Origin of the sequence: Colwellia sp. TT2012 (assembly GCF_001440345.1) — a bacterium.
Classification (GTDB): Bacteria; Pseudomonadota; Gammaproteobacteria; order Enterobacterales; family Alteromonadaceae; genus Colwellia.
The window spans coordinates 117,666-142,276 of record NZ_LJYX01000017.1 but is presented as its reverse complement, the minus strand read 5'-3'; the positions used below and the strand labels follow the sequence as shown (position 1 = coordinate 142,276).

General features: G+C 39.2%; 18 protein-coding genes. 15 read left to right on the top strand and 3 right to left on the bottom strand.

The genetic code is table 11. The annotated features are described in order from the left end of the window. Window positions 1-415 precede the first annotated feature (415 nt). The 9 genes from rimP (at window position 416) to ASU03_RS10245 (ending at window position 12,353) form a co-directional block, all read left to right on the top strand. Entirely contained in the window at window positions 416-871 is a 456-nt protein-coding gene (gene rimP / locus ASU03_RS10285) for a ribosome maturation factor RimP (protein WP_057831748.1), read from the top strand. Between the two features lie 49 nt (window positions 872-920). After that, complete coding sequence (nusA, locus tag ASU03_RS10280; RefSeq protein ID WP_057831747.1) at window positions 921-2,417, top strand: transcription termination factor NusA; 1,497 nt, start codon at window positions 921-923, stop codon at window positions 2,415-2,417. Window positions 2,418-2,438: 21 nt separating this feature from the next. Further along, window positions 2,439-5,108 carry a translation initiation factor IF-2 gene (gene infB / locus ASU03_RS10275; protein ID WP_057831746.1) on the top strand — a complete coding sequence of 890 codons (2,670 nt, stop codon included), beginning with the start codon at window positions 2,439-2,441 and terminating at the stop codon, window positions 5,106-5,108. 208 nt (window positions 5,109-5,316) lie between these two features. Continuing rightward, window positions 5,317-5,745: a 30S ribosome-binding factor RbfA gene (gene rbfA, locus ASU03_RS10270; RefSeq protein ID WP_057831745.1), complete on the top strand. Its 429-nt coding sequence runs from the start codon at window positions 5,317-5,319 to the stop codon at window positions 5,743-5,745. A 3-nt stretch (window positions 5,746-5,748) separates the two neighbouring features. Further along, window positions 5,749-6,696: a tRNA pseudouridine(55) synthase TruB gene (truB, locus tag ASU03_RS10265; RefSeq protein WP_057831744.1), complete on the top strand. Its 948-nt coding sequence runs from the start codon at window positions 5,749-5,751 to the stop codon at window positions 6,694-6,696. Window positions 6,697-6,924: 228 nt separating this feature from the next. Further along, the gene (gene rpsO, locus ASU03_RS10260; RefSeq protein ID WP_057181185.1) at window positions 6,925-7,194 is read left to right on the top strand and encodes a 30S ribosomal protein S15; all 270 of its coding nucleotides are present in this window, start codon (window positions 6,925-6,927) and stop codon (window positions 7,192-7,194) included. Window positions 7,195-7,579: 385 nt separating this feature from the next. After that, window positions 7,580-9,697 (top strand): polyribonucleotide nucleotidyltransferase, encoded by a 2,118-nt coding sequence (gene pnp / locus ASU03_RS10255; protein WP_057831743.1) that lies wholly within the window; start codon window positions 7,580-7,582, stop codon window positions 9,695-9,697. Window positions 9,698-9,812: 115 nt separating this feature from the next. Next, window positions 9,813-10,727, top strand: a complete 915-nt coding sequence (nlpI, locus tag ASU03_RS10250) for a lipoprotein NlpI (protein ID WP_082627243.1) — start codon at window positions 9,813-9,815, stop codon at window positions 10,725-10,727. A 15-nt stretch (window positions 10,728-10,742) separates the two neighbouring features. After that, a complete protein-coding gene (locus ASU03_RS10245; RefSeq protein WP_057831742.1) occupies window positions 10,743-12,353 on the top strand; it encodes a hypothetical protein in 1,611 nt (536 codons plus the stop codon). A 267-nt stretch (window positions 12,354-12,620) separates the two neighbouring features. Here the strand turns inward: ASU03_RS10245 and ASU03_RS10240 are convergent, their stop codons facing one another. Beyond that, window positions 12,621-12,983 (bottom strand): hypothetical protein, encoded by a 363-nt coding sequence (locus ASU03_RS10240; protein WP_057831741.1) that lies wholly within the window; start codon window positions 12,981-12,983, stop codon window positions 12,621-12,623. 386 nt (window positions 12,984-13,369) lie between these two features. Here ASU03_RS10240 and ASU03_RS10235 point away from each other — a divergent pair, with 386 nt between their 5' ends. After that, window positions 13,370-15,073: a SufS family cysteine desulfurase gene (locus ASU03_RS10235; RefSeq protein WP_057831740.1), complete on the top strand. Its 1,704-nt coding sequence runs from the start codon at window positions 13,370-13,372 to the stop codon at window positions 15,071-15,073. 260 nt (window positions 15,074-15,333) lie between these two features. On the opposite strand, the gene tcdA is transcribed toward ASU03_RS10235, so the two are convergent. Beyond that, window positions 15,334-16,152, bottom strand: a complete 819-nt coding sequence (gene tcdA / locus ASU03_RS10230) for a tRNA cyclic N6-threonylcarbamoyladenosine(37) synthase TcdA (RefSeq protein ID WP_057831739.1) — start codon at window positions 16,150-16,152, stop codon at window positions 15,334-15,336. 260 nt (window positions 16,153-16,412) lie between these two features. After that, a complete protein-coding gene (locus ASU03_RS10225; protein ID WP_057831738.1) occupies window positions 16,413-17,699 on the bottom strand; it encodes a citrate synthase in 1,287 nt (428 codons plus the stop codon). A 562-nt stretch (window positions 17,700-18,261) separates the two neighbouring features. On the opposite strand from ASU03_RS10225, the gene sdhC reads away from it, so the two are divergent. The 5 genes from sdhC (at window position 18,262) to ASU03_RS10200 (ending at window position 24,535) form a co-directional block, all read left to right on the top strand. Next, complete coding sequence (gene sdhC / locus ASU03_RS10220) at window positions 18,262-18,645, top strand: succinate dehydrogenase, cytochrome b556 subunit (protein WP_057831737.1); 384 nt, start codon at window positions 18,262-18,264, stop codon at window positions 18,643-18,645. Further along, window positions 18,639-18,986: a succinate dehydrogenase, hydrophobic membrane anchor protein gene (sdhD, locus tag ASU03_RS10215; RefSeq protein ID WP_057831736.1), complete on the top strand. Its 348-nt coding sequence runs from the start codon at window positions 18,639-18,641 to the stop codon at window positions 18,984-18,986. The genes sdhC and sdhD overlap by 7 nt, the downstream gene beginning before the upstream one ends. Then, window positions 18,987-20,756, top strand: coding sequence for a succinate dehydrogenase flavoprotein subunit (gene sdhA, locus ASU03_RS10210; RefSeq protein WP_057831735.1), 1,770 nt, complete (start codon window positions 18,987-18,989; stop codon window positions 20,754-20,756). It begins immediately after the preceding gene. Window positions 20,757-20,780: 24 nt separating this feature from the next. Beyond that, entirely contained in the window at window positions 20,781-21,488 is a 708-nt protein-coding gene (locus ASU03_RS10205) for a succinate dehydrogenase iron-sulfur subunit (protein ID WP_057181175.1), read from the top strand. A gap of 236 nt (window positions 21,489-21,724) precedes the next feature. Next, window positions 21,725-24,535, top strand: coding sequence for a 2-oxoglutarate dehydrogenase E1 component (locus ASU03_RS10200; RefSeq protein ID WP_057831734.1), 2,811 nt, complete (start codon window positions 21,725-21,727; stop codon window positions 24,533-24,535). The last annotated feature ends 76 nt before the right edge of the window (window positions 24,536-24,611 follow it).

The window sequence follows — 24,611 nt, the reverse complement described above, 5'->3', positions numbered from 1 at the left end:
TGTTTTACCATTATTAATAGAGAGTGACTATAGTAAAAGAATATACTTTTCTAATCGATAATGCTTAATGCCTCTTGCGCTTATTCGCGCACCATTATATAATTTGTCATAATAGAACTTAGTAAGATGTCACTGGATAAACCCGCAAATTTTGTGTTGTTTATTATTCTTATTAATATTATTGATAGTCCTGCTATTAATAACCTGATTAAACAGCGTTCACTTGTTTAATCTAGGGGGAAAACAGTGGAATAAGCCCCTGAATTGGGGTTTTTTTGTTTTTTATAGTGGGCAATGTCGCTAATAAAAATGAATACGGCAAAATTTCGCTGGGCTATATGCCCTTTTTTTATATCTAAAATTTTAATTGTACTGCTCATGAATTTATCATGGGGAGAGTAACAGGAGAAAACGCTTGGCTAAATTTGAGCAAAAACTAACTGATTTATTAAGGCCTGCAGTTGAAGAAACTGGTAAAACCTTGCTGGGCATTGAATTTATCAGTGCGGGTAATAACTCGGTTTTACGTTTGTTTATTGACCATGAAAATGGCATCAATGTTGATGATTGCGCAGAAGTGAGTCGTCAAGCAGGTGCATTATTAGATGTAGAAGATCCCATTAGCAGTGAATATAGCTTAGAAGTTTCATCACCAGGTGTTGATCGTCCTTTATTTGAATTAGCACATTTTCAAGCAGTTATTGGTGAAACTGTCAACGTAAAGTTATCGTTACCTTTAAATGGTCGTCGAAAATTTAAAGGGCCATTAGTTGCCGTAGATAAAGACACCTTAATAGTGGAAGTTGATAGCATTGATTACGAACTTGTGTTCAAGAACGTAGATAAAGCGAACCTTGTCGCAAAGTTGTAAACGTTAAATATATTTGATAAAAATTCACATAAATTAAAGGCTAACTAGCATGAGTAAGGAAATATTACTGGTTGTTGATGCGGTTTCTAATGAAAAAGCATTACCGCGAGAAAGCATATTTGAAGCGATGGAAACAGCTTTAGAAACAGCTACCAAGAAAAAATACGAAGGTGACATTGAAGTACGTGTTGCTATCGACCGTACAACGGGAGAGTTTGAAACTTATCGCCGTTGGTTAATTATTGATGATAAGGGTGAGCTGTTAGAAAACCCTTATGCTGAAATCACATTGGCAGCCGCTCAATATGATGAACCAGAATTAAATGCTGGTGATTATGTTGAAGATCTCATTAAGTCAGTAACGTTTGACCGTGTCACCACACAGACAGCTAAGCAAGTTATTGTTCAGAAAATCAGAGAAGCTGAACGTGCTTTAATTGTTGATGCTTATCAAGACCAATTAGGCGAAATTGTTACCGGTGTTGTTAAAAAAGCCAGCCGTGAAAGTGTCATTATTGATCTAGGTAATAATGCGGAAGCAGTAATCTATCGCGATGATATGTTACCACGTGAAACATTCCGTCCAGGTGATAGAGTACGTGGTTTATTATATGAAATTAAACCAGAAGCACGTGGCGCTCAATTATTTGTCAGCCGTACTAAACCGGAAATGTTAATTGAACTTTTCCGCGTTGAAGTGCCTGAAATTGGCGAAGAAATGTTAGAAATCAAAGGCGCCGCTCGCGATCCTGGTTCTCGTGCTAAAATTGCCGTTAAAAGTAATGATAAGCGTATTGACCCTATTGGTGCTTGTGTTGGTATGCGTGGTTCACGTGTACAAGCCGTCTCTAGCGAACTAGGCGGTGAGCGTGTTGATATCGTTTTATATGATGACAACCCTGCCCAATACGTTATTAATGCCATGGCACCTGCGGAAGTCGACTCAATTATTGTTGATGAAGACAAGGGTACTATGGATATTGCCGTTGAAGAAGGCAATTTAGCCATGGCCATCGGCCGTAATGGTCAAAACATTCGTTTAGCGAGTCAGTTAACTGGCTGGGAATTGAATGTAATGACTATTGCTGACATGAAAGAGAAACATCAGGCAGAAAACGATAAAGTATTAAACTTATTTATTGATAAGCTCGACCTTGACGAAGATTTCGCGGCATTACTTGCCGATGAAGGTTTTACTTCATTAGAAGAAATTGCTTATGTACCAGTCGCTGAAATGCTAAATATAGATGGTCTCACTGAAGAAATTGTTGAACAGTTACGTGAGCGTGCCAAAGAAGCGTTAACTACCCAAGCACTAGCGAGTGAAGAAACTTTAGAAGGTGCAGAGCCTGCACAAGATTTACTTGACCTTGACGGGTTAGAACGTCATTTAGCCTTTGTTTTAGCAAGCCGCGGTGTTCGCACCTTAGAAGACTTAGCGGAACAAGGTATCGATGAAATTAGCGATATTGAAGAATTAACTGAAACCAAAGCGGGTGAGCTAATCATGGCTGCACGTAACATTTGTTGGTTTAACGAAGAATAATAACACCGGAGAATATTATAGATGGCAGATATAACTGTAGCAGAACTTGCCAAAGAAATCGGAACACCGGTGGATCGCTTAGTCAGTCAGTTAGCTGACTCAGGCGTGAAGAAATCGGCTGCCGATGCTATTTCGCAAGATGAAAAAGAAGCCTTATTAGGTCACCTAAAAAAACAACATGGTGACGATTCGGCCGCAAATCCGAGCAAATTGACGCTAAACCGTAAAACAAAATCTACTTTGACCATGGGTCATGGCTCTAAAGCTAAGTCGATAAATGTTGAAGTACGTAAAAAACGTACTTATGTAAAACGTAGTGAATTAGAAGATGAAAAATTAGCTAAAGAAGCTGCAGAAGCAGAAGCAAAAGCCGCTATTTTAGCTGAAACTAAAGCCAAAGTTGATGCGGATGCTCAAGCAAAAGAAGCTGAAAATGCTAAAGCAGTGGCCGTAGTAAAAGCTGAAGTTGAAGCTGAACGTAAATCAGCAGCTAAAGTTGAAGTTGCTGCAAAAGCAAAACAAGCCGCGGTTGATAAAATAAAAAATACTGAGAATGCTCCTGCTAAAGTGGTAGAAACAGAAGAAGCAAAAAACCTTCGTGTAGCCCAAGAAAAAGAAGTTGCCGCTAAAATTGAAGCTGAAGCGAAAGAAGCCAGTGAAGCGGCTAAAAAATTAGCAGAAGAAAATGAAGGTCGCTGGAAAGAGCAAGAAGCTGAACGTAAAGCGAAAGAAAAAGAAGTGGTTCATGTAACGTCTTCAAAATATGCACAAGAAGCTGAAGATACAGGTGATGCTGCCGATGAAACTGCCGGTCGTCGCCGTAAGAAGAAAAAACCAGCCGATCGTAATGCCCGTGGTCGTAATGCCCGTGGTCGTAAGCAAGGCTTGTTAAGCCCACAAAGTTTACAACATGGTTTTACTAAGCCAGTTGAAACAAAAGTACAAGACATTCGTATTGGCGAAACAATTTCGGTTGCTGAACTTGCCAATAAAATGTCGAAGAAAGGTGCTGAAGTCGTTAAAGCTATGTTTAAAATGGGCGCCATGGCAACCATTAACCAAATTATTGACCAAGAAACGGCGGCATTAGTTTCCGAGGAATTGGGTTTTAACGTAGTACTTGTTAAAGAAAACGCTTTAGAAGAAGCAGTATTGGCCGATCGTGATAATGCCGGTGAAGCGGTAACTCGAGCTCCCGTTGTTACTATCATGGGTCACGTAGATCATGGTAAAACATCACTACTTGATTACATTCGTAAAGCAAAAGTAGCGGATAGTGAAGCCGGTGGTATTACTCAGCATATTGGTGCTTATCATGTAGAAACGGGTCATGGTATGATCACTTTCTTAGATACACCAGGTCATGCTGCTTTTACGGCAATGCGTGCTCGTGGCGCTAAAGCCACGGATATTGTTCTTATTGTTGTTGCTGCTGATGATGGTGTTATGCCACAAACAATTGAAGCAATTCAACATGCTAAGGCATCTGATGCGCCAATTATCATTGTCGTTAATAAAATGGATAAAGAGTCAGCTGATCCAGATCGCGTTAAGAGTGAGTTATCACAACACGATGTGCTGTCAGAAGAGTGGGGCGGTGAGGTACAATTCTGTCATGTATCAGCAAAAACTGGCTTAGGTATTGAGGAGTTGCTTGATGCAATTCTCCTGCAATCAGAAGTATTAGAGCTAACGGCTGTTGTTGATACCATGGCAAGTGGTGTGGTCATTGAGGCTAGATTAGATAAAGGTCGCGGCCCTGTTGCCACAGTACTTATTCAAGAAGGTACCTTAAAACAAGGTGATATCGTACTGTGTGGCTTAGAATACGGTCGTGTTCGTGCCATGCGTGATGAAAACGGTGACACTATTAAGTCAGCAGGACCAGCTATACCGGTAGAAATCATTGGTCTGAGTGGTGTACCCATTGCAGGTGATGAAGTTACCGTTGTTAAAGATGAGAAAAAAGCCCGTGAAGTTGCCTTGTTCCGTCAAGGTAAATTCCGTGATGTGAAACTTGCTCGTCAACAAAAAGCAAAACTTGAAAACATGTTTGCTAGCATGGCATCAGGTGAAATTTCAGCAGTGAACGTGGTATTAAAGGCTGATGTACAAGGGTCATTAGAAGCTATTACCGATTCATTATTGAAACTTTCTACCGATGAAGTGAAAGTTAAAATTATTGGCTCTGGTGTTGGTGCTATTACTGAAACGGACGCAACACTTGCTGCGGCATCGAACGCCATAGTCATTGGTTTTAATGTTCGTGCTGATGTACCTGCCCGTAAAGTGATTGATATAGAAAATATTGATCTACGTTACTACAGTGTTATCTATGCCTTAATTGATGAAGTTAAACAAGCCATGAGTGGTATGTTAGCGCCAGAATTCAAGCAAGTAATTCTTGGTCTTGCCCAAGTTCGTGACGTATTCAAATCACCTAAAATTGGCTCTATTGCTGGTTGTATGGTTACTGAAGGTCTTATCAAACGTTCTGCGCCAATTCGTGTATTACGTGAAAACGTAGTTATTTACGAAGGTGAACTTGAATCATTACGTCGCTTTAAAGACGACGTACAAGAAGTTCGTAACGGTACTGAGTGTGGTATCGGTGTTAAGAACTACAATGATGTCCGTGTCGGTGACCAAATCGAAGTATTTGAAACGATTGAAGTTAAACGTACATTATAACTACTATCTCATTGCTAGTAGGAGCAATTATTGTGTTAGAGCTATTCATTGACAGGTGTCAACTGCGTGCTTCCGCCTTATATTTGCAGTCACTAGCTTCGCGCTATTAGTTAAATTTTTAAAAGGGGCTTATGCCCCTTTTATGTTAATAATATATAATCAATGAAGAAAGTTGTAATTTATTAGTACAGCTTCAAAGGAGTATACGATGGCTAGAGAATATGCCCGTACTGACCGAGTTGGTCAGCAAATCCAAAAAGAAATCGCCGTTATTTTAATGCGCGAAATAAAAGATCCACGTTTAAGCATGACCACAGTTTCTGCGGTAGAATTAACTCGTGATTTAGCTTATGCAAAAATATTTGTTACTTTTTTTAATGATAATGCCGATGAAATTAAAGCCTCGCTTGAAGTATTAGCGGATGCTGAAGGTTATATCCGCTCATTATTAGGCAAACGTTTACGCGCTCGTATTATGCCGCATTTACGCTTTGTTTATGATAGTTCAATGAGAGAAGGTGTACGTATGGGTGCCTTGGTTGACAAAGCGATTGCCAGTGATAAAAATAATAATAAACAAGCGGATAACTCAGCCGTGGACAGTGAAAAAAATAATGATAGTGAGCAAAGCGAGTAAGACATGGCTAAACGTAGAAAAGGTCGCCCAGTTAATGGCGTATTGCTATTAGATAAGCCTTATGAAATGTCATCAAACCATGCTTTGCAAGCGGTTAAACGTATTTTCTTTGCTCAAAAAGCAGGGCACACCGGCGCACTAGACCCTTTAGCAACGGGTATGTTGCCAATTTGTTTGGGCGAGGGCACTAAGTTCTCACAATTTTTGCTTGATACCGATAAAACCTATCAAGTCACAGCAAAGCTCGGTATTCGTACCACAACGAGTGATGCTGATGGTGAAATTGTCAGTGAAAAGCCGGTTAACGTTTCTGATGAACAGTTAGCCGCAGCTTTAGATAGCTTTCGCGGCACCACTAAACAAATACCTTCCATGTATTCAGCACTTAAATACCAAGGTCAGCCTTTGTATAAATATGCCAGAGAAGGTATTGAAGTACCACGAGTAGCGCGGGATATTACTGTTTATAACCTTGAGTTATTACGTTTTGAGCATGATGAAGTTGAATTAAATATTCATGTATCAAAGGGCACTTATATTCGCACCATAGTTGATGATTTAGGTGAACTGCTAGGTTGTGGCGCTCACGTAGCTGACCTTAGACGCTCTGCCGTGGGGAATTATCCCATGGATAAAATGGTAACACTGCCTCAGCTTGAAGCCTTACTCGAACAAGCGAATGAAGAAGAAATAAGCCCATCAGAGTTACTTGACCCATTATTGCTGCCGATGAATAGTGCTGTAGATGGCATGCATTGTGTTTATGTTGACGATATGTCGGCAAATTTCTTACGCCATGGTAACCCAGTGCAAGCTCATAATTCGCCAAGTGAGGGTTGCGTGCAAGTGTATATCGGTGAAGATGAAAACGATGCTAATGCTGAATTTATCGGCGTAGGTTTTATCGATGATGATGGCTTAGTCGCGCCTAAACGTATCGTTGTGGTATAACAACGCTTCCTTGTATCGCGTCTTTGTTCGATAGATAGCACAGGTTTTGTTACATTATTAATATTGTTAAGCCTATTGGCTGCAGTAATTTCTTGCTTTTTAATTATTCGCTGCTAGAATATGCGCTCTTTCGTCATCAATGCTAAATTAGTGTTTGGCTTGATGCGTCTTTTAATTACCTTTAACTCAATAATATTGAGGGAAGGGTTAACACACTAAGGATTTTTTATGTCTTTAAATGCTTCACAAAAAGCTGCAATCGTTGCAGAATATGCTCAATCAGAAGGTGACACTGGTTCTCCAGAAGTTCAAGTTGCTTTGTTAACTACACAAATCAACCACTTACAAGGTCATTTTAAAGAGCACATCCATGATCACCATTCACGTCGTGGTTTATTACGTATGGTTGCCCAACGTCGTAAATTACTTGATTACTTGAAAGGTAGAAATGTTGAGCGTTACGGTACATTAATCGGTAAATTAGGTCTACGTCGTTAATAGCAACTTGCTAACGAACGTAACTTATAAGATTTAAAAAAAGGAGCCTTTGGCTCCTTTTTTGTTTTCTGCCGTTAACACTTTTACAAAAAGATAATAAATTAGCCGTTAATCTGTGCTTTAAGGTAATAATTGCGCTTTGACGCTAGCATTCACCTGCTTACTTAGTATAATGTCGGTGAAAATATACCTATGCTGTTCTTCGAATAAATCTAAAACTGCATGGATGTTTTTTCTAACACCAACCAATCCAAACTGTATAATTTTTTGTTCAACTTAGTAGCATATTTGCTGTCATGTATTTGGCCAAGATACTTAGTGAATAAATAATTGTACAGATTGGTAAATGATATTAATAATGATGAAAATTAAGGAAATTAATTAGATGCTAAATCCAATTACTAAAAAATTTCAATACGGTAAACATACTGTAACACTTGAAACGGGCGCTATTGCTCGTCAAGCTTCTGGTGCTGTTATGGCAAGCATGGATGATACTTGTGTATTAGTCACTGTTGTTGCTAAAAAAGAAGCGAAAGCAGGGCAAGACTTTTTCCCGTTAACAATAAACTACCAAGAGCGTGCCTACGCTGCGGGTAAAATTCCAGGAAGTTTCTTCAAACGTGAAGGTCGCCCTTCAGAAGAAGAAACACTGATTGCACGTTTAATTGACCGTCCACTTCGTCCGTTATTCCCAGAAGGTTTTATTAACGAAGTGCAAGTAATTATCACGGTTATTTCTGTTAACCCTGAAATTGCCCCAGACATCATTTCATTAATTGGTGCTTCTGCCGCTCTTGCTATTTCAGGTGCACCATTTAATGGTCCAATTGGCGCAGCACGTGTTGGTTATGTTGATGGTCAATACATACTTAACCCGCTTCAATCTGAATTACCAACCAGTCAATTAGACCTTGTGGTAGCCGGTACTGATAGCGCGGTATTAATGGTTGAATCTGAAGCTGATATATTGTCTGAAGAAGTAATGCTTGGTGCGGTAATGTACGGCCATGAGCAAATGCAAACAGCGGTTACGGCCATTAAAGAATTTAAAGCTGAAGTAAACACCCCCGTATGGGAATGGTCTGCACCAGTTAAAAATACTGAGTTATTAGCCAAAATTGCAGAGTTAAGTGAAGCACAATTAAACGAAGCTTACCAAATTACTGAAAAAGCGGTTCGTTATGAAAAAATTACCGAGATCCGTAACTCTGTTGTTGAAACTTTATTAGCACAAGATGCTGATCTAAACGTGCAAGAAGCAAAAGATTTATTCCACGATTTAGAAAAAACGGTTGTCCGTGGCCGCATTACGGATGGTCACCCTCGTATTGACGGTCGTGATCCTGAGTCAATTCGTGCTTTAGACGTAATGACAGGTGTTTTACCAAGAACTCACGGCTCTGCGGTATTTACTCGTGGTGAAACCCAAGCATTAGTTACGGCAACGCTGGGTACGCAACGTGATGCACAACGTCTTGATACCTTAATGGGTGATAAAACTGACCCATTTATGTTTCATTACAACTTCCCTCCATATTGTGTTGGTGAAACTGGATTTGTTGGTAGCCCTAAACGTCGTGAAATCGGCCATGGCCGTCTGGCGAAACGTGGTATGTTAGCTGTTATGCCAACACTAGAAGAATTCCCGTATGCTATCCGTATTGTTTCTGAAATCACTGAATCAAATGGTTCCTCTTCAATGGCGTCGGTATGTGGTGCTTCATTAGCCTTGATGGATGCGGGTGTACCCATTAAAGCGTCAGTTGCTGGTATTGCGATGGGTCTTGTTAAAGAAGGTGACAAGTTTGTTGTACTTTCTGACATCTTAGGTGATGAAGATCATTTAGGTGATATGGACTTTAAAGTAGCCGGAACGACAGAGGGTATTACTGCCCTGCAAATGGATATTAAAATTGAAGGCATTACTCAAGAAATAATGCAAATTGCTTTAAACCAAGCAAAAGCTGCACGTACTCATATTTTATCTGTGATGGATGAAGCTATCGGCGGCCATAGAGATGATATCTCTGAATTTGCTCCGCGTATTCACACCATGAAAGTAAGCCAAGATAAGATTCGTGACATTATTGGTAAAGGTGGCGCGACTATTCGTCAATTGACGGAAGAAACCGGTACTACCATTGAAATTGAAGATGACGGTACTATTAAAATAGCGGCAACTTCAAATGAACAAGCACAAGATGCGATTAACCGTATTAAGGCATTAACCGCTGAAATTGAAGTAGGAACACTTTACACCGGTAAAGTAGTACGTATCGTTGATTTTGGTGCTTTTGTTAATGTATTACCAGGTAAAGATGGCTTAGTGCACATTTCTCAAATTTCTGAAGAGCGCGTTAATAACGTTAGCGATGTCTTAACAGAAGGTCAAGAAGTGAAAGTTAAGGTACTAGAAGTTGATCGCCAAGGTCGTGTTCGTTTAAGTATCAAAGAAGCTATTGAAAAGCCAGCTGCGACAGAAACACCTGCTGCAGAGTAATTTTATCAGTAAAAAATATTTACATTTGATTAAGTAAAAAAGGAGCCAATTGGCTCCTTTTTTGTTTATAATGAGTTAATTTCTATTGTTAGTTATTTATTTATAAGGCATTTCTGTGCATTCACTTCTTAAAACTACTCTTCTAATATTACTGTTAAGTAGTACGCTGCTGACGCAAGGCTGTGCCTCTAATCAAGGAGCTGATAATAATAGACCTTTTGCGATAATGAATAATCTAGTCATTGCTGAGCCGTTGGCGATTAACTTTAAAAGTGAAATAGCCATCGCACGTTTATCTGAAGTGATAAATAGGGCAAAGATACCGGATGAACAAAGAGCACAACTTTTTTATGATCGAGGTGTCTTGTATGACAGTGTTGGCTTACGTTCGCTGGCAAGATTTGACTTCTCCCATGCCCTACAATTAAAGCCTAATTTAATTGATGCTTATAATTTTTTGGGCATTCATTACACCCAGTTACAAGAGTTTTCCCAAGCTTATGAAAAATTCGACTCTGCCTTAGAGCTAGCACCTGGACATGAATATGCCTATTTAAATCGGGGCATAGCCCTTTATTATGGTGCTCGACCTGAATTAGCTAGTCTTGATTTTAAAGCTTTTCATCAAAAACAGCAGGATGATCCGTATCGTCTATTGTGGTTGTATTTAACTGAATATGAGATGGACCCTATCGCAGCAAAGCAGTTATTAAAACAACGAGCAAAATTAGTTGCGGATAGTACCTGGGCGAAACAGATAATATACCTTTATCTTGGCGAAATTTCTCAAGGAGAGTTTGTTCACGATTTAACAAAAAATATTCGCTCCAATAAAGAGTTAACTGAGCGACTATGTGAAGCTTATTTTTATTTAGGTAAGTATAACCAAGCCCTAGGCTTTCGTGGCAGTGCGGCAAATTTCTTTAAATTGGCATTAAGCACTAATGTTTATGAATTTGTTGAGCATAGATACGCTAAGCTTGAATTAGATTTAATGCGCACTAAAAAAACCACTAATACTCAGCCATAAATTTTTAGCGACTCAATGCGTTTCGATAAAATATACCGTTATATATTACTACTGAGCTTGATGATATCTTTGTCATCAAGTTCATTTTTTTTAGCCGATTATTTAACTAAGCAATTGCAGACAAAAAATTACCATGCGGGGCAATTTTCCTACGCATTAAAGCATGACTACATTGCCGCGCTAACCATTGCCGAAAAAAATGCGACTGTTACTAGTATTCATTGGTTAACGCTAAACCAAACCCTAGCGAAAAGCCAACAAAACGCGGCATTAAAACTTGCTTATTGGTATCAAAAAAAAGCTCAGCAAGAAAAAAATATCGCTTTAATCACCACGGCTATTATGTGGTTTGAACAGGCAATTCGCTTAAAATCCCAGCAAGCCATGGTCGCGCTGACACAGTTATATTTTCAACAAGGTCAGTTTTCCCTAGCACAAGCGACATTAGGGCAATTACCAGCAATGATTAACAATAATAACTTAGCTGAAACTAGGTTAGTGTTAGCCATTAACATAGCTGTTTCTTTAGGGAATGTAGCTCGGGTAAAGCAGCTAATAAATTCTGCTGCGTTGAAGCAAGGTGCTAATAGCCAAATTAACCGTCTATTCTCAGATCTAGATAAATATGCGGTCATCAAAAATAGTCCATTACTAATAAGCACCGTTAATGTTCAAGAGCAAGTGCCATTTGAAACGTTATCAAGTTGCCTTATCAGTTTACAACTGTTTGCGACTAATCTGGCCCACTTAAAGCACCTTGAGCAGCTGATCAGTAGCTTTAATGAGCAGCAAGTGTTAGCACAGTATGTCTGTTTGCCGATGCCACGCTACATTAGCAGCAAACGTCTTGATTGTCTGGCGCAAGCACAACGTACTATTATTTGTGATGAAGCACATTGGCAAAGTGTGGCCAAGGACGTGAGTAGCCGGTATATAGGTTTAATGCTCAACGAAGGCGGTGCCAATGTACACTTAGGTATTCTCTATTTTGATGTCGAGGATAATACCGATGTTTTTAGTCATGAAATAAGTCATTTACTCGGTTTTGTTGATGAATACCCCTTAAGTAAAAACCATGATAAATGCCAAGGGGTGCAGCATAAACCTTTTGCTCATAATATTGCGGTTTTGGCCAATTACTATCAAGGTGTACGGAAACAGGTGAGAGCCAGGGTATTAGCAGAGGTAGCATGGGCCAGTAACATAAAAGCCAGTACACCAATTTTGCAAGCCGTTAATAACAACTTGAGCGAGCAAAAAAAATGGCGTTTAGGTACGCCGATAGCTTTTAAAGAGCAAGTTGGCCTCCATTTAGCCGAAAGTTGTCAACAGCTTAGTACCGGTAAAGACTTATCAGCAAGACCTATTGCGCCAAGTTATTCAGCTTTTAAACCGCTCAATCGGCGTACTCAACTAAGGTATTTCGCTAATGAATTTCCTTCAGAATACCTGAGTATATTAAATACAAAACCGTCAGCCTATTTGATGCCGAGTTTTCATTACAATATTGCCTTAGCTTTATACCAGCAAGGTGATATTGTAGGTGCGAGGTACTGGTTAGCGCAAGCGGCAGCATGGGAAAGTGAAGCGTTAAGGAAAACTCGGATATTATCAGGGAGTTTTTAACCCATGGTTTGCTAGTGCTAGCCTATATTAACCTGAAGTCTGGATAAGCAGCACTTGCTCAATATTCCCCTTTATCTGATTATCAGCGTTAAAACGTCGATAAATAACCCGTTATTCATAAACGTTTTACCTTGATAATCGAATAAATTGAAACATTGATAACATATATCGCGACTGATTTTGTAAATTTTATTCTTAATAATCGTAAATTGTTGTTTTTACTTACCCATCAAGCACTCCTTATCCAGAGTTCAGATTATATTAGAATTAAGGAAGTCTTTTTACTCTTTTATCAGACAATAACGTCTTATCAATAACCCTCATTATTTTATCCTGACCTTGAATTTTATCGGCAAAAATTTTCTGCTTGCTGCGGCTAATATCTAAATAAAGCAACGAGTTTTTTTCTATCTTTATTTTTACTTTTGCAATGGGCCAATGACTAAAACGACCTAAATATTGGATCTCTTGTGCGGCTTTTTTACACCTAAGCCTAAGGTCTTTTTTTTCAATGCCCCTTACTTCCTGAGCATATTTAGTGTTTTGTCGTTTAGCGACAATTGATTTTTTCAATTGAAAAAAACGATATAGATTTGTTTTAAACTGATATAGGCAAGCAAAAAATCTCATTCTGATACCTTTTGAGAGAACACTTTATTAGTTATAGTCTAAATCCCTCATTTTTACCTAGGTATACGCTTATTTTTCTATCTTCATAAGTCCCCAAAATGGGTGAGCTTTACTAAGCACTTAAATTGTAGTGGAAAAATAAGTTATAATGTTTATATCAATCCGTATAAGAAAGTGTCCCTTATCGAGAATTTAAAGTCTTAGAGGCAAGGCATTGGTTGAAGAGAATGGTTATTCCCTTGTCTAAATCAATAACGCCGCTTATAAGCCTTTAAAACTTCCCTTAATAAAAAGATACGCCTTTATCATGATTCGCTCTTGCATCCTGAAACTCGCCTTTTGAGGTGGCTTGGGTATAGAGCACAATTTTATTTATCAGAGTATTTATGAAAACATTTGAGCCTGACCTTTTTAGAAAGAAATTTCCATTATTACAAAATATCTGCTCACCTAGGCATGATAAAGACGATATACATCACGCTATAGTGTATTTTGATAATGCAGCGACCACACAAAAACCTCGAAATGTTATTGACAGCCAGCAAGATTTTTATTGCCAATATAATGCCAATGTCCATAGAGCTTCACATCAACTAAGTAGCAAAGCTACCTTAGCTTTTGAAAATGCCCGTACCCTAGTCCAAGGTTTTATTGGTGCGCGTAGTATTAAAGAAATAATTTGGACTAAGGGTGCCACGGAAAGTATCAATATTGTGGTGCAAAGCTTGGCTCGAAATACCTTAATGCCAGGGGATGAAATAGTTCTTTGTACTAGTGAGCACCACGCAAATATTGTGCCCTGGCAAATAGTTGCCGAGCAAACTGGCGCGGTGATCAAGATTTTACCTTTAACTAAGCAAGGTTATATTGATAGTACTAAGCTAGATAATGTCATTACGGATAAAACAAAATTTGTCGCATTTGCCCATATTTCTAATGTGCTAGGGCGGATAAATCCCGTTGAGAGAGTTATAACTAAGGCAAAATCTGTTGGTGCAATAACCTTGATAGATGGCGCTCAAGCAGTGGCACATTTACCGATTGATGTACAAGCGCTTGACTGTGATTTTTATGTTTTTTCGGCTCATAAAATGTATGGCCCAACAGGCATTGGTGTCCTTTATGGTAAAAAAGACCTGCTTGAGACTATGCCGCCATATCAGGGGGGAGGGGAAATGATTAAAACAGTCAGTTTTACTCAAGGTACTCGCTTTAACTCCTTACCTTTTAAGTTTGAAGCGGGTACACCCAATATTGCCGGGGTGATTGCTTTTGGTGAAAGTATCAACTTCTTAGCACCTTTGTTAGCCGATATTAGTAAAAGTTACCAGGAATATGAACAACAACTGCTTGATTATTGTTATCACGCCTTAGCTAAAATAGCGCAAGTTAAATTTATAGTCGAAGGCAAACCTGATATTGGTGTTATCGCTTTTACCTTAATAGGACATCATAATCACGATGTTGCTACCTCGCTGGATACTTATGGTATCGCTATTCGCTCGGGTCATCATTGTGCTATGCCTTTAATGGCGCATTTAAACATCGATGGTTGCTTAAGGGTTTCTCTAGCTGCTTATAATACCAAGGTGGAAATTGATTACCTGATTGAGTGCTTAAATAAATTTTTACTTAATGCTTGTCTCGAACAAGAACAACACGATGAAACTGGCAGTGTCAAAAGTATATCGAGCGATGAAATGGTTGATATTCTTACCCTCTTTGCTAAAACGAAAGGTTGGGATAGCCGACATAGAGAAATTATGCTGCTGGGTAAAAAATTACCTCGAATGGAAAAATCACTGCGTGACGATGAAACCCTCATTTCTGGCTGCGAAAGTCTGGCTTGGCTGAAAGTTGAACAAGATAGCCAAGGCTACTATTCGTTTAAAGCCGACAGTGATGCCAAAATTATCCGTGGTTTATTAGTGATTGTGCTTAGCGCCCTTAATCATAAAACAGCACAACAAATACATAAGGTAAATATTAATAAATACTTCGAAACAATGGGTTTAATGCAGCACTTAAGCCCATCTCGTGGTAATGGTTTATTAGCTATTGTTGATAAAATAAAATTATTGGCGCAATAACTACTCGCTTGTATTAACCACAGTATAAGCAATACTAGTGAATAATTATTCTATTTTACTACATTTAAACTCTATTTAAGTGCTAGCTAGCCTCTTTTAAATAGAGTATTTAAATGACTTTATCGCACCAGTTTGATAGTTTTGTTAATTGAAGGGTATAATTCGTGGCAATATTCTGCTATTGCCAGTGAATTGAGCGCGGGCTGAGTAAAATAACGGCTAGAGCAAAGTTATTTTGTAGCGTTGAGCTGGTTTATTGATTACTTCAGCTTCTTTTTTAACAGTTTATCAATTGCTTTACCAACGGCAAAAAATGCAAACGTTGCCGTCACATGTGTGGTCGCACCAAAACCCGTGCGACAATCTAATCGCATACTACCCTGTTCACCATTACTTGCATCGGGTTTCGCTAAACAAACTTCTCCAGCTTTATTATCAGCAGGGTAGCGTAGTTGCTCGGTAGAAAATACCGCATCTATTGAAAACTTTCTCTTGCTCGCTTTGGCAATATCCGCACGTGGAAAATTAAATTCACGGCGTAATTGATTTTTTACTTTAGCAAGCAGGGGATCTTGATAGGTTTTACTTAAGTCAGTGATAGCTATTTGACTGGGGTCAACTTGACCACCGGCACCACCAATAGTAATTATAGGTAATTTATTACGCTTACAATAAGCAATTATGCGGGTTTTAATATCGACAGAGTCGATAGCATCAATAACATAGTCATATGATTGATTGAGTAAGCTCATTAAATTTTCAGTAGTAACAAAGTCTTCAATGACTAGCACCTTACAGTCAGGATTGATTTGTTTAATCCGCTCACTCATAACCTCAACTTTACTTTGGCCAACAGTATCCGTTAATGCGTGGATTTGTCGGTTAATATTCGTGGTACAAATATCATCTAAGTCGATCAAGGTAATTTGGCCTATACCATTACGGGCGAGAGCTTCTGCTACCCAAGAGCCAACACCACCTATACCAATAACACAAAAGTGAGCTTGTTTTATGATGCTTGCACCATGTTCGCCATATAAACGGCTAATACCACCAAATCTTAAAGAATAATCAGACATAATCAATTTATTGAGTTTTTATGTGAAAGGAAATGCTAAATATCGCTATTATAGCGACTACTTGCTTTGAATTAAATCAAAATAGCACTAAAAAAAACAACTGAATCTGTTTTTATAGTGTTTATCGGCTTTTAAAAAAGGTAAGTATATTTTTTAGCTGAATAACGATTATCAAAAATATTGATGGGTTTTTATCGGTAAATAAACATAAAAAAGGCAGCTAAAGCTGCCTTTTCAAGTTAATATTTTTAACTATGTCATTATCTTTTATTTAATGGCACAAATTCACGGTCAATTTTACCGGTATATTTTTGGCGAGGACGACCAATTTTTTGACCCGGTTGAGATAACATTTCATCCCAATGAGAAATCCAACCAACGGTTCTCGACATAGCAAAAATTACGGTGAACATGCTTGTTGGGATACCAATAGCTTTAAGGATGATGCCTGAATAGAAGTCTACATTAGGGTAAAGTTTCTTTTCAATAAAGTATGGGTCTTCAAGAGCCACTTTCTCTAATGCCATAGCAACATCAAGCAATGGGTCGTTGATACCTAACTCTTTTAATACTTTGTGACATGTTTCGCGCATTACCGTTGCACGTGGGTCGAAGTTTTTATAGACACGGTGACCAAAGCCCATTAAACGGAATGGGTCACTTTTATCTTTAGCTTTAGCAACAAATTCATCAACTCTGTCTAAACTGCCTATCTCTTCAAGCATAGTTAAACAGGCTTCATTAGCACCACCATGTGCAGGTCCCCACAAAGAGGCAACACCTGCGGCAATACAAGCATAAGGGTTAGCGCCAGATGAGCCTGCTAAACGTACCGTAGAGGTAGAAGCATTTTGTTCATGGTCAGCATGTAAGGTAAAGATTCTATCCATCGCACTCGCTATGATAGGATTTACTTTATATTCTTCTGCGGGTACTGAGAACATCATGTGCAGGAAGTTTTCTGCGTAACTTAGGTCATTACGGGGGTAAACAAAAGGTTGACCAACACTGTATTTATAAGCCATAGCCGAAATAGTTGGCATTTTAGCAATTAATCGATGAGCACTACGTTTACGCTGTGCCGGGTCAGTGATATCTAAGTCACTGTGATAGAAAGAGGACATAGCGCCAACAACACCACAAACCATAGCCATAGGATGTGCGTCAGGTAAAAATCCTTGGAAGAAGTGGGCTAACTTCTCATGCACCATTGTATGGTTAGTGATGATGGCTTTAAATTCATCATATTCAGATTGCGTCGGAGCATCACCATTTAATAAGATATAACAAACTTCTAAGTAATCAGCTTTTTTTGCTAAGTCATCTATAGCGTAACCACGATGTTGCAATATGCCTTTATCGCCATCAATGAAAGTAATAGATGATTCACAAGATGCCGTAGCTAAAAAGCCGGGGTCATAGGTAAAATAGCCATAGCTTCCTAAAGTTCTAATATCAATTACGTCAGTACCTGCAGTACCTTTTAAAATTGGAAACTGCCCAATTTCTATGCCATCAATACTCAGAGAGGCTTTTGATTCAGCCATAATATTTTTCCCCTATCAATTATAATTTATTTACATTTACCAACATTCTACTAAATTGCTCAATTCCCATACTAAGCTTAGTGAATAAATAGTCAGTTTTTGTTACTTTTCTTGGGTTTATCAAACTGCCGACATTCTACCCTGAAATGAATTTAAAATGTAAGAGTAATTATACTAAAGTTCAACACAGCTCAATATATTGCTTAAAAAAGCAGCCTTCGTTAATTTGCTTCGATCTTGGCGTTCGCTAAAATTGTAATTCAATGTTATCGATTATATAATCACTTCGTCCTGTAGCTTATTACTTACTGTTTATAGATTCAACTACGCTATAATTTTTGAATCATAATACAAAATCTAACTAGAATCGTGTTATGAAGTTGGTTAGACTTGTGTGCGAATAGGTACACTTACAAATAAGAGCATGTAAAAGTTACCGTTCACTTTCGGGAATTACTTTTTTATACTGACTTAAAGTTTAAACTTTAAGTCAGTAGGTAAAGGTAGTTCATGAGTAACAATAATAAAAGTTGAAGGCTTTCGAGCTCTTTAGGCAACAATCGTGAAAAAACAACGTCCTGTAAACCTAGGTCTTAAAGATCTAGCCACTATTAAAATGCATCCGGCAGCATATGCCTCCCTTTTACATCGTGTTTCTGGTGTAATTATGGTATTTGCTATTGGCATTTTATTGTGGACCCTTTCCATCTCTCTTTCCTCTGCACAAGGATTTAGTCAAATTCAAGGTTATCTTGATGGCTTGTTCTTTAGCTTCATTATTTTTGGCTGTCTTTCAGCATTGACTTATCATTTATTAGCAGGTATTCGTCACTTGTGTATGGATATGGGTCATTTTGAAGAATTAGCTTCAGGTAATACCAGTGCCAAAATAGTCATGGTTATTTGGTTAGTCGTATCAGTGGTAATAGGAGTCTGGTTATGGTAAATGTCGTCGCATCAGTAGGCCGAAATGGCGTACATGATTTTATTCTATTAAGAGCGAGTGCCATCATTCTTGCTCTTTACACCTTACTTCTTGCTGGTTTTTTTGTGGTAACGCCGACCGTTACCTTTGAGCAATGGCAAGGTTTTTTTGCCTGTACCAGCGTTAAAGTAGCAACAGTGTTAGCATTGTTGGCTTTGCTTACTCACGCAAAAATTGGCGTCTGGCAAGTACTGTCTGATTACGTAAAACCTGCGTTTTTACGCGGTGCTTTGCAATTTGTATTTTCAGTTATCTTATTAGCCTACCTAGTGTTTGGCTTCTTAACCGTGTGGGGTGTATAAGTGAACGTTCCAATTCGTGAATTTGACGCAATTGTTATAGGCGCAGGCGGCGCAGGTATGCGTGCTGCATTAGCAATTACCGAATCAGGCAAATCATGTGCCTTGATTTCTAAAGTTTTTCCAACTCGTTCTCATACTGTATCTGCGCAAGGTGGTATCACCGTAGCGTTAGGCAATGCCCATGAAGATCATTGGGAAGAGCATATGTATGATACGGTGAAAGGCTCTGATTATATCGGTGACCAAGACGCTATCGAATATATGTGTAAAGTAGGTCCTGAAGCCGTGATTGAATTAGAGAAAATGGGTTTACCTTTTTCTCGTACCGAAGACGGTAAAATTTACCAACGTCCTTTTGGTGGTCAGTCGAGAAATTTTGGTGGTGAACAAGCCGCACGTACTGCCGCTGCCGCTGACCGTACTGGTCATGCTTTATTACATTGTTTGTACCAGCAAAACGTTAAAAACAAAACCAACGTTTTTTCAGAGTGGTATGCCTTAGATTTAGTTAAAAATAGTGACGGTGCCGTTGTTGGTACCACTGCTATTTGTATCGAAACCGGTGAAATCGTTTACTTTAAAGCCCGTGCAACGGTATTAGCTACCGGTGGCGCAGGTCGTATCTTTGCCTCAACTACTAATGCTCATATCAATACCGGTGATGGTGTTGGTATGTCACTTCGTGCCGGCATTCAAATGCAAGACATGGAAATGTGGCAGTTCCACCCAACCGGCATTGCTGGTGCAGGTGTTCTTGTGACTGAAGGTTGTCGTGGTGAAGGTGGTTATCTGCTGAATAAAAATGGTGAACGCTTCATGGAGCGTTACGCGCCAAATGCTAAAGATTTAGCCGGCCGTGATGTTGTTGCTCGTTCAATGATGACAGAGATTCGTGAAGGTCGTGGTTATGACCATCCTCAATACGGACCACATATAAAACTTAAATTGGATCATTTAGGTCGTGAAACCTTAGAAAAACGTCTGCCCGGTGTTTGTGAGTTATCTAAGACTTTTGCCCATGTTGATCCTGCAGTAGAGCCTATTCCAGTTATTCCTACCTGTCATTATCAAATGGGTGGAGTACCGACAAATGTTAATGGTCAAGCCCTTAATATCAGTCCAGAAGGTAAAGCAACTATCGTTGAAGGTTTATTCGCCGTAGGTGAAATTGCGTGTGTATCTGTGCATGGTGCTAACCGCCTTGGTGGTAATTCACTACTTGATTTAGTGGTGTTTGGCCGCGCCACAGGTAACTTCTTAGGCACCTACTTAAACGAAACTCAATCGGGTGTTGATGCGTCTGAATCAGACTTAGAAGTCTCTCTTGCCCGTACTAATCGCTGGGAATCATCGACTAAAGGTGAGGACCCAGTACAAATTCGTAAAGACTTACAACAGTGTATGCAAATGAACTTTGGGGTTTTCCGCGAAGGCGAAGCCATGGCTAAAGGCATGAAAGAATTAACTGAAATTCGTGAACGTCTTAAAGTTGCCCGTTTAGATGACAAGTCTTCTGAATTCAATACACAGCGTATTGAATGTTTAGAATTAGATAACTTGATGGAAACGGCTTACTGTAGTGCCAAGGCAGCAAACTTCCGCACGGAATCTCGTGGTGCTCATGCCCGTCAAGATTTTACCGAACGTGATGATGTCAACTGGTTATGCCACTCAATCTACACACCTGAGACGGAAGCAATGTCTAAACGTCCAGTGAATATGAAACCAATTCACCGCGAAGCTTTCCCACCGAAAGCACGTGTTTACTAAGGACTTAATTGTAGGAAATATACGATGAAACAAAATTTTTCGATCTACCGCTACAATCCTGATGTAGACGCTAAACCTTACATGAAAGACTATCAATTAGACGTGCCAGAAGGCTCTGATATGATGGTTCTTGATGCGCTTATTCTTTTGAAAGAAGAAGACGCTACGTTATCATTCCGTCGTTCATGTCGTGAGGGTGTATGTGGCTCTGACGGTTTAAACATGAATGGTAAAAATGGTTTGGCTTGTATCACACCATTATCCCAGTTGAAAGCGAAAACGATTGTCTTACGCCCATTACCTGGTTTACCGGTAGTGCGAGACTTGATTATTGATATGACCCAATTTTATCAACAATATGAAAAAATTAAGCCATACTTGATCAACGATGCACAACCCGCGGCTCGTGAAAACATACAATCAATTGAAGAACGTGAAAAGTTAGACGGCCTTTATGAGTGTATTTTATGTGCTTGTTGTTCTACTTCTTGTCCTTCATTTTGGTGGAATCCTGATAAATTTATCGGACCAGCTGGTTTGTTGCATGCTTATCGCTTCTTAATTGATAGTCGTGATACCGCCACAGAAGAGCGTTTAGATGATTTACAAGATGCTTACAGCGTATTTCGTTGTCATGGCATCATGAACTGTGTTGATGTTTGTCCAAAAGGATTAAACCCAACCAAAGCCATCGGCCATATTAAATCAATGTTATTAAACCGCGCGGTTTAAGGTTAAAAGTAAGCTTAGCTAACGTTACCATAGGTACTGCTTTGGTCTAAGTTTACGTTATTGATTTATATGCAAGAATAAACAGGGTATTATACTTTTTAGTTAAACTTCCCGTTTAGCTTTTTAATGTAATACTCTGTTAAATTTAAAATGTTTATTAGCGTAATCGTTTGGGTATATATACTTACAATGGTTATAAATTTTAATTGCTTTACCCCCAGCAAAGGAACAAGGCAATGCCAGAAGGTGTAATGAAGGCTTGGCTCGAGTCTTCCCATTTTAACGGTGGTAACATCGTTTATATCGAAGAATTGTACGAATCATACTTAGATAACTCCGCCTCTGTAACTACAGAATGGCAAGAAATCTTCGGTCAACTCCCTAAAGTCGAAGGCAGTGAGGTGGAATACCGCCACAGTGTCATCCGTGATGAATTTAAAACGTTAGCAAAACAAACCCAAAAACAAGTTGTTGTTTCGGGCGGTGATGCTAAACAGGTTAAAGTCTTACAACTTATAAATGCTTTTAGGTTTCGTGGTCATCAAAATGCTAATCTAGACCCCTTGGGTTTATGGCAGCGTGATAAAGTGCGTGATTTACAATTGTCACATCATGACTTATCAGAAAATGACTTTGATAAAGAATTTAACTTAGGCTCATTTGCTGTTGGCAAAGAGACCATGAAGTTAGGTGAATTATATAAAACCTTAAAAGCTACCTATTGTGGTTCCATTGGCGCTGAATATATGCACATGACCTCAACTGATGAGAAACGTTGGATACAACAACGTCTTGAGTCAGTTCAGTCAAAAGCTAATCTTAGCGTTGAAGAAAAGACCGAGATTTTTAAAGGCTTAATTGCTGCGGATGGTCTAGAAAAATATCTAGGCGCGAAATTCCCGGGTGCAAAACGCTTTTCATTAGAAGGTGGTGATGCTTTAGTTCCTATGCTCAAAGAATTAATCACTCGTGCCGGTGCTGCTGGCATTAAAGAAGTGGTTATGGGCATGGCTCACCGTGGTCGTTTAAATGTGCTGGTTAATGTTATGGGTAAAAACCCATCAAAATTATTTGATGAATTTGCCGGTAAACATGATGAAATTTTAAGTTCGGGTGATGTGAAATACCATCAAGGATACTCTTCAGATTTTGTTACTCCTGGCGGGAATGTTCATTTAGCGCTGGCGTTTAACCCTTCGCATCTTGAAATCGTTAACCCTGTTGTTATTGGCTCGGTAAGAGCGAGACAAGATAGACGCGGTGGTGCTGAAGGTGACCAAGGTGATTTAGTATTACCTATTACCATTCATGGTGATTCAGCAATTGCTGGTCAAGGTGTAGTACAAGAAACCTTTAACATGTCACAAGCCCGTGCGTTTAAAGTAGGTGGTACAGTACGCATAGTGGTTAATAATCAAGTTGGTTTTACTACCTCTATTCCAGAAGATATGCGCTCAGGTGAATATTGTACTGAAATTGCTAAAATGGTGCAGGCGCCAATCTTTCATGTTAATGGTGATGATCCTGAAGCGGTGATTTTAGTCACGCAAATCGCTATTGATTACCGTAACGAATTTAAACGTGATGTGGTTATCGACTTAGTTTGTTACCGTCGCCATGGCCATAATGAAGCTGATGAGCCAAGTGCTACGCAGCCGTTAATGTACAAAATTGTTAAAACACATCCAACACCACGTCAATTATACGCAGATAAATTAGTCGCTGAAGGTAGTTTAACTAAAGCAACAACCGACGAGTTAACCGCTTATTACCGTAAGTTGCTTGATGAAGGTCAGTGTACTGTTGAGCAATGGCGTCCAATGACTGAGCATTCAGTTGACTGGACCCCTTATCTTGGTCATGACTGGGATGATGATTACGACAAAGAAATTTCGTTTGATAAACTTAAAGAGTTAGCGACTAAAATCGCTACTATTCCAGAAAATCATCCTGTACATTCTCGTGTTAAGAAGATCTATGATGATCGCATGAGAATGGCCAAAGGTGAAAAACTCTTGGATTGGGGCATGGCGGAAAACTTAGCTTATGCGACTATTGTTGACATAGGCAAACGTGTTCGTCTGACCGGGCAAGATTCAGCTCGTGGCACCTTCTTCCATCGTCATGCGGTTTTACATAACCAAGATGATGGTAGTACTTATACCCCTTTAAAAAATATACGTGAAGGACAAGGTCCTTTTGATGTTCATGATTCAGTATTATCTGAAGTGTCTGTTGTGGCATTTGAATACGGTTATACCACAGCTGAGCCTGCAGGTTTAACTCTGTGGGAAGCACAATTTGGTGATTTTGCTAACTGTGCTCAAGTAGTATTTGATCAGTTCATTAGCTCAGGCGAGCAAAAATGGGGTCGTTTATGTGGCCTAACTATGTTATTGCCACATGGTTATGAAGGGCAAGGGCCAGAGCATTCATCTGCTCGGTTAGAGCGCTTTTTGCAACTTTGTGCCGATCATAATATGCAAGTGTGTGTACCATCAACACCAGCGCAAGTATTCAACATGTTACGTCGTCAAGTAATTCGACCAATGCGTCGGCCATTAATTGTTATGTCACCTAAATCATTATTACGTCACCCGTTAGCGGTTTCTTCATTAGAAGAAATGGCCACTGGTATCTTTCATAATGTCATTGGCGAAACGGATGACTTAGATCATAGCGCGGTTGAGCGGGTAGTATTTTGTAGTGGTAAAGTTTACTACGAATTAGTTGAGCAACGTCGTAAAAATGAACTTAATAACGTGGCCATTATTCGTATTGAGCAGTTATACCCTTTCCCAGAGAAAGAGTTTCAAGATGCTATTAAACAGTATCAACATGTGAAGCAATTTGTTTGGTGTCAGGAAGAGCCGCAAAATCAAGGTGCTTGGTATTGTTCTCAGCATCATTTTAGAGCGGCAATCCCTGAAGGTACGTATTTGACTTATGCTGGCCGTAAAGCCTCTGCAGCTCCTGCTGTGGGTTATATGTCAGTTCATGTGAAAGAACAACAAGCGCTTGTCACTCAAGCGTTAACGTTAGATTAACTATTGAGTGCACTTCTTCTCATCATACTTTCTATTAAGGTCATGAGAAGAAAGTGCTACAAGTTTGTAAGGAATT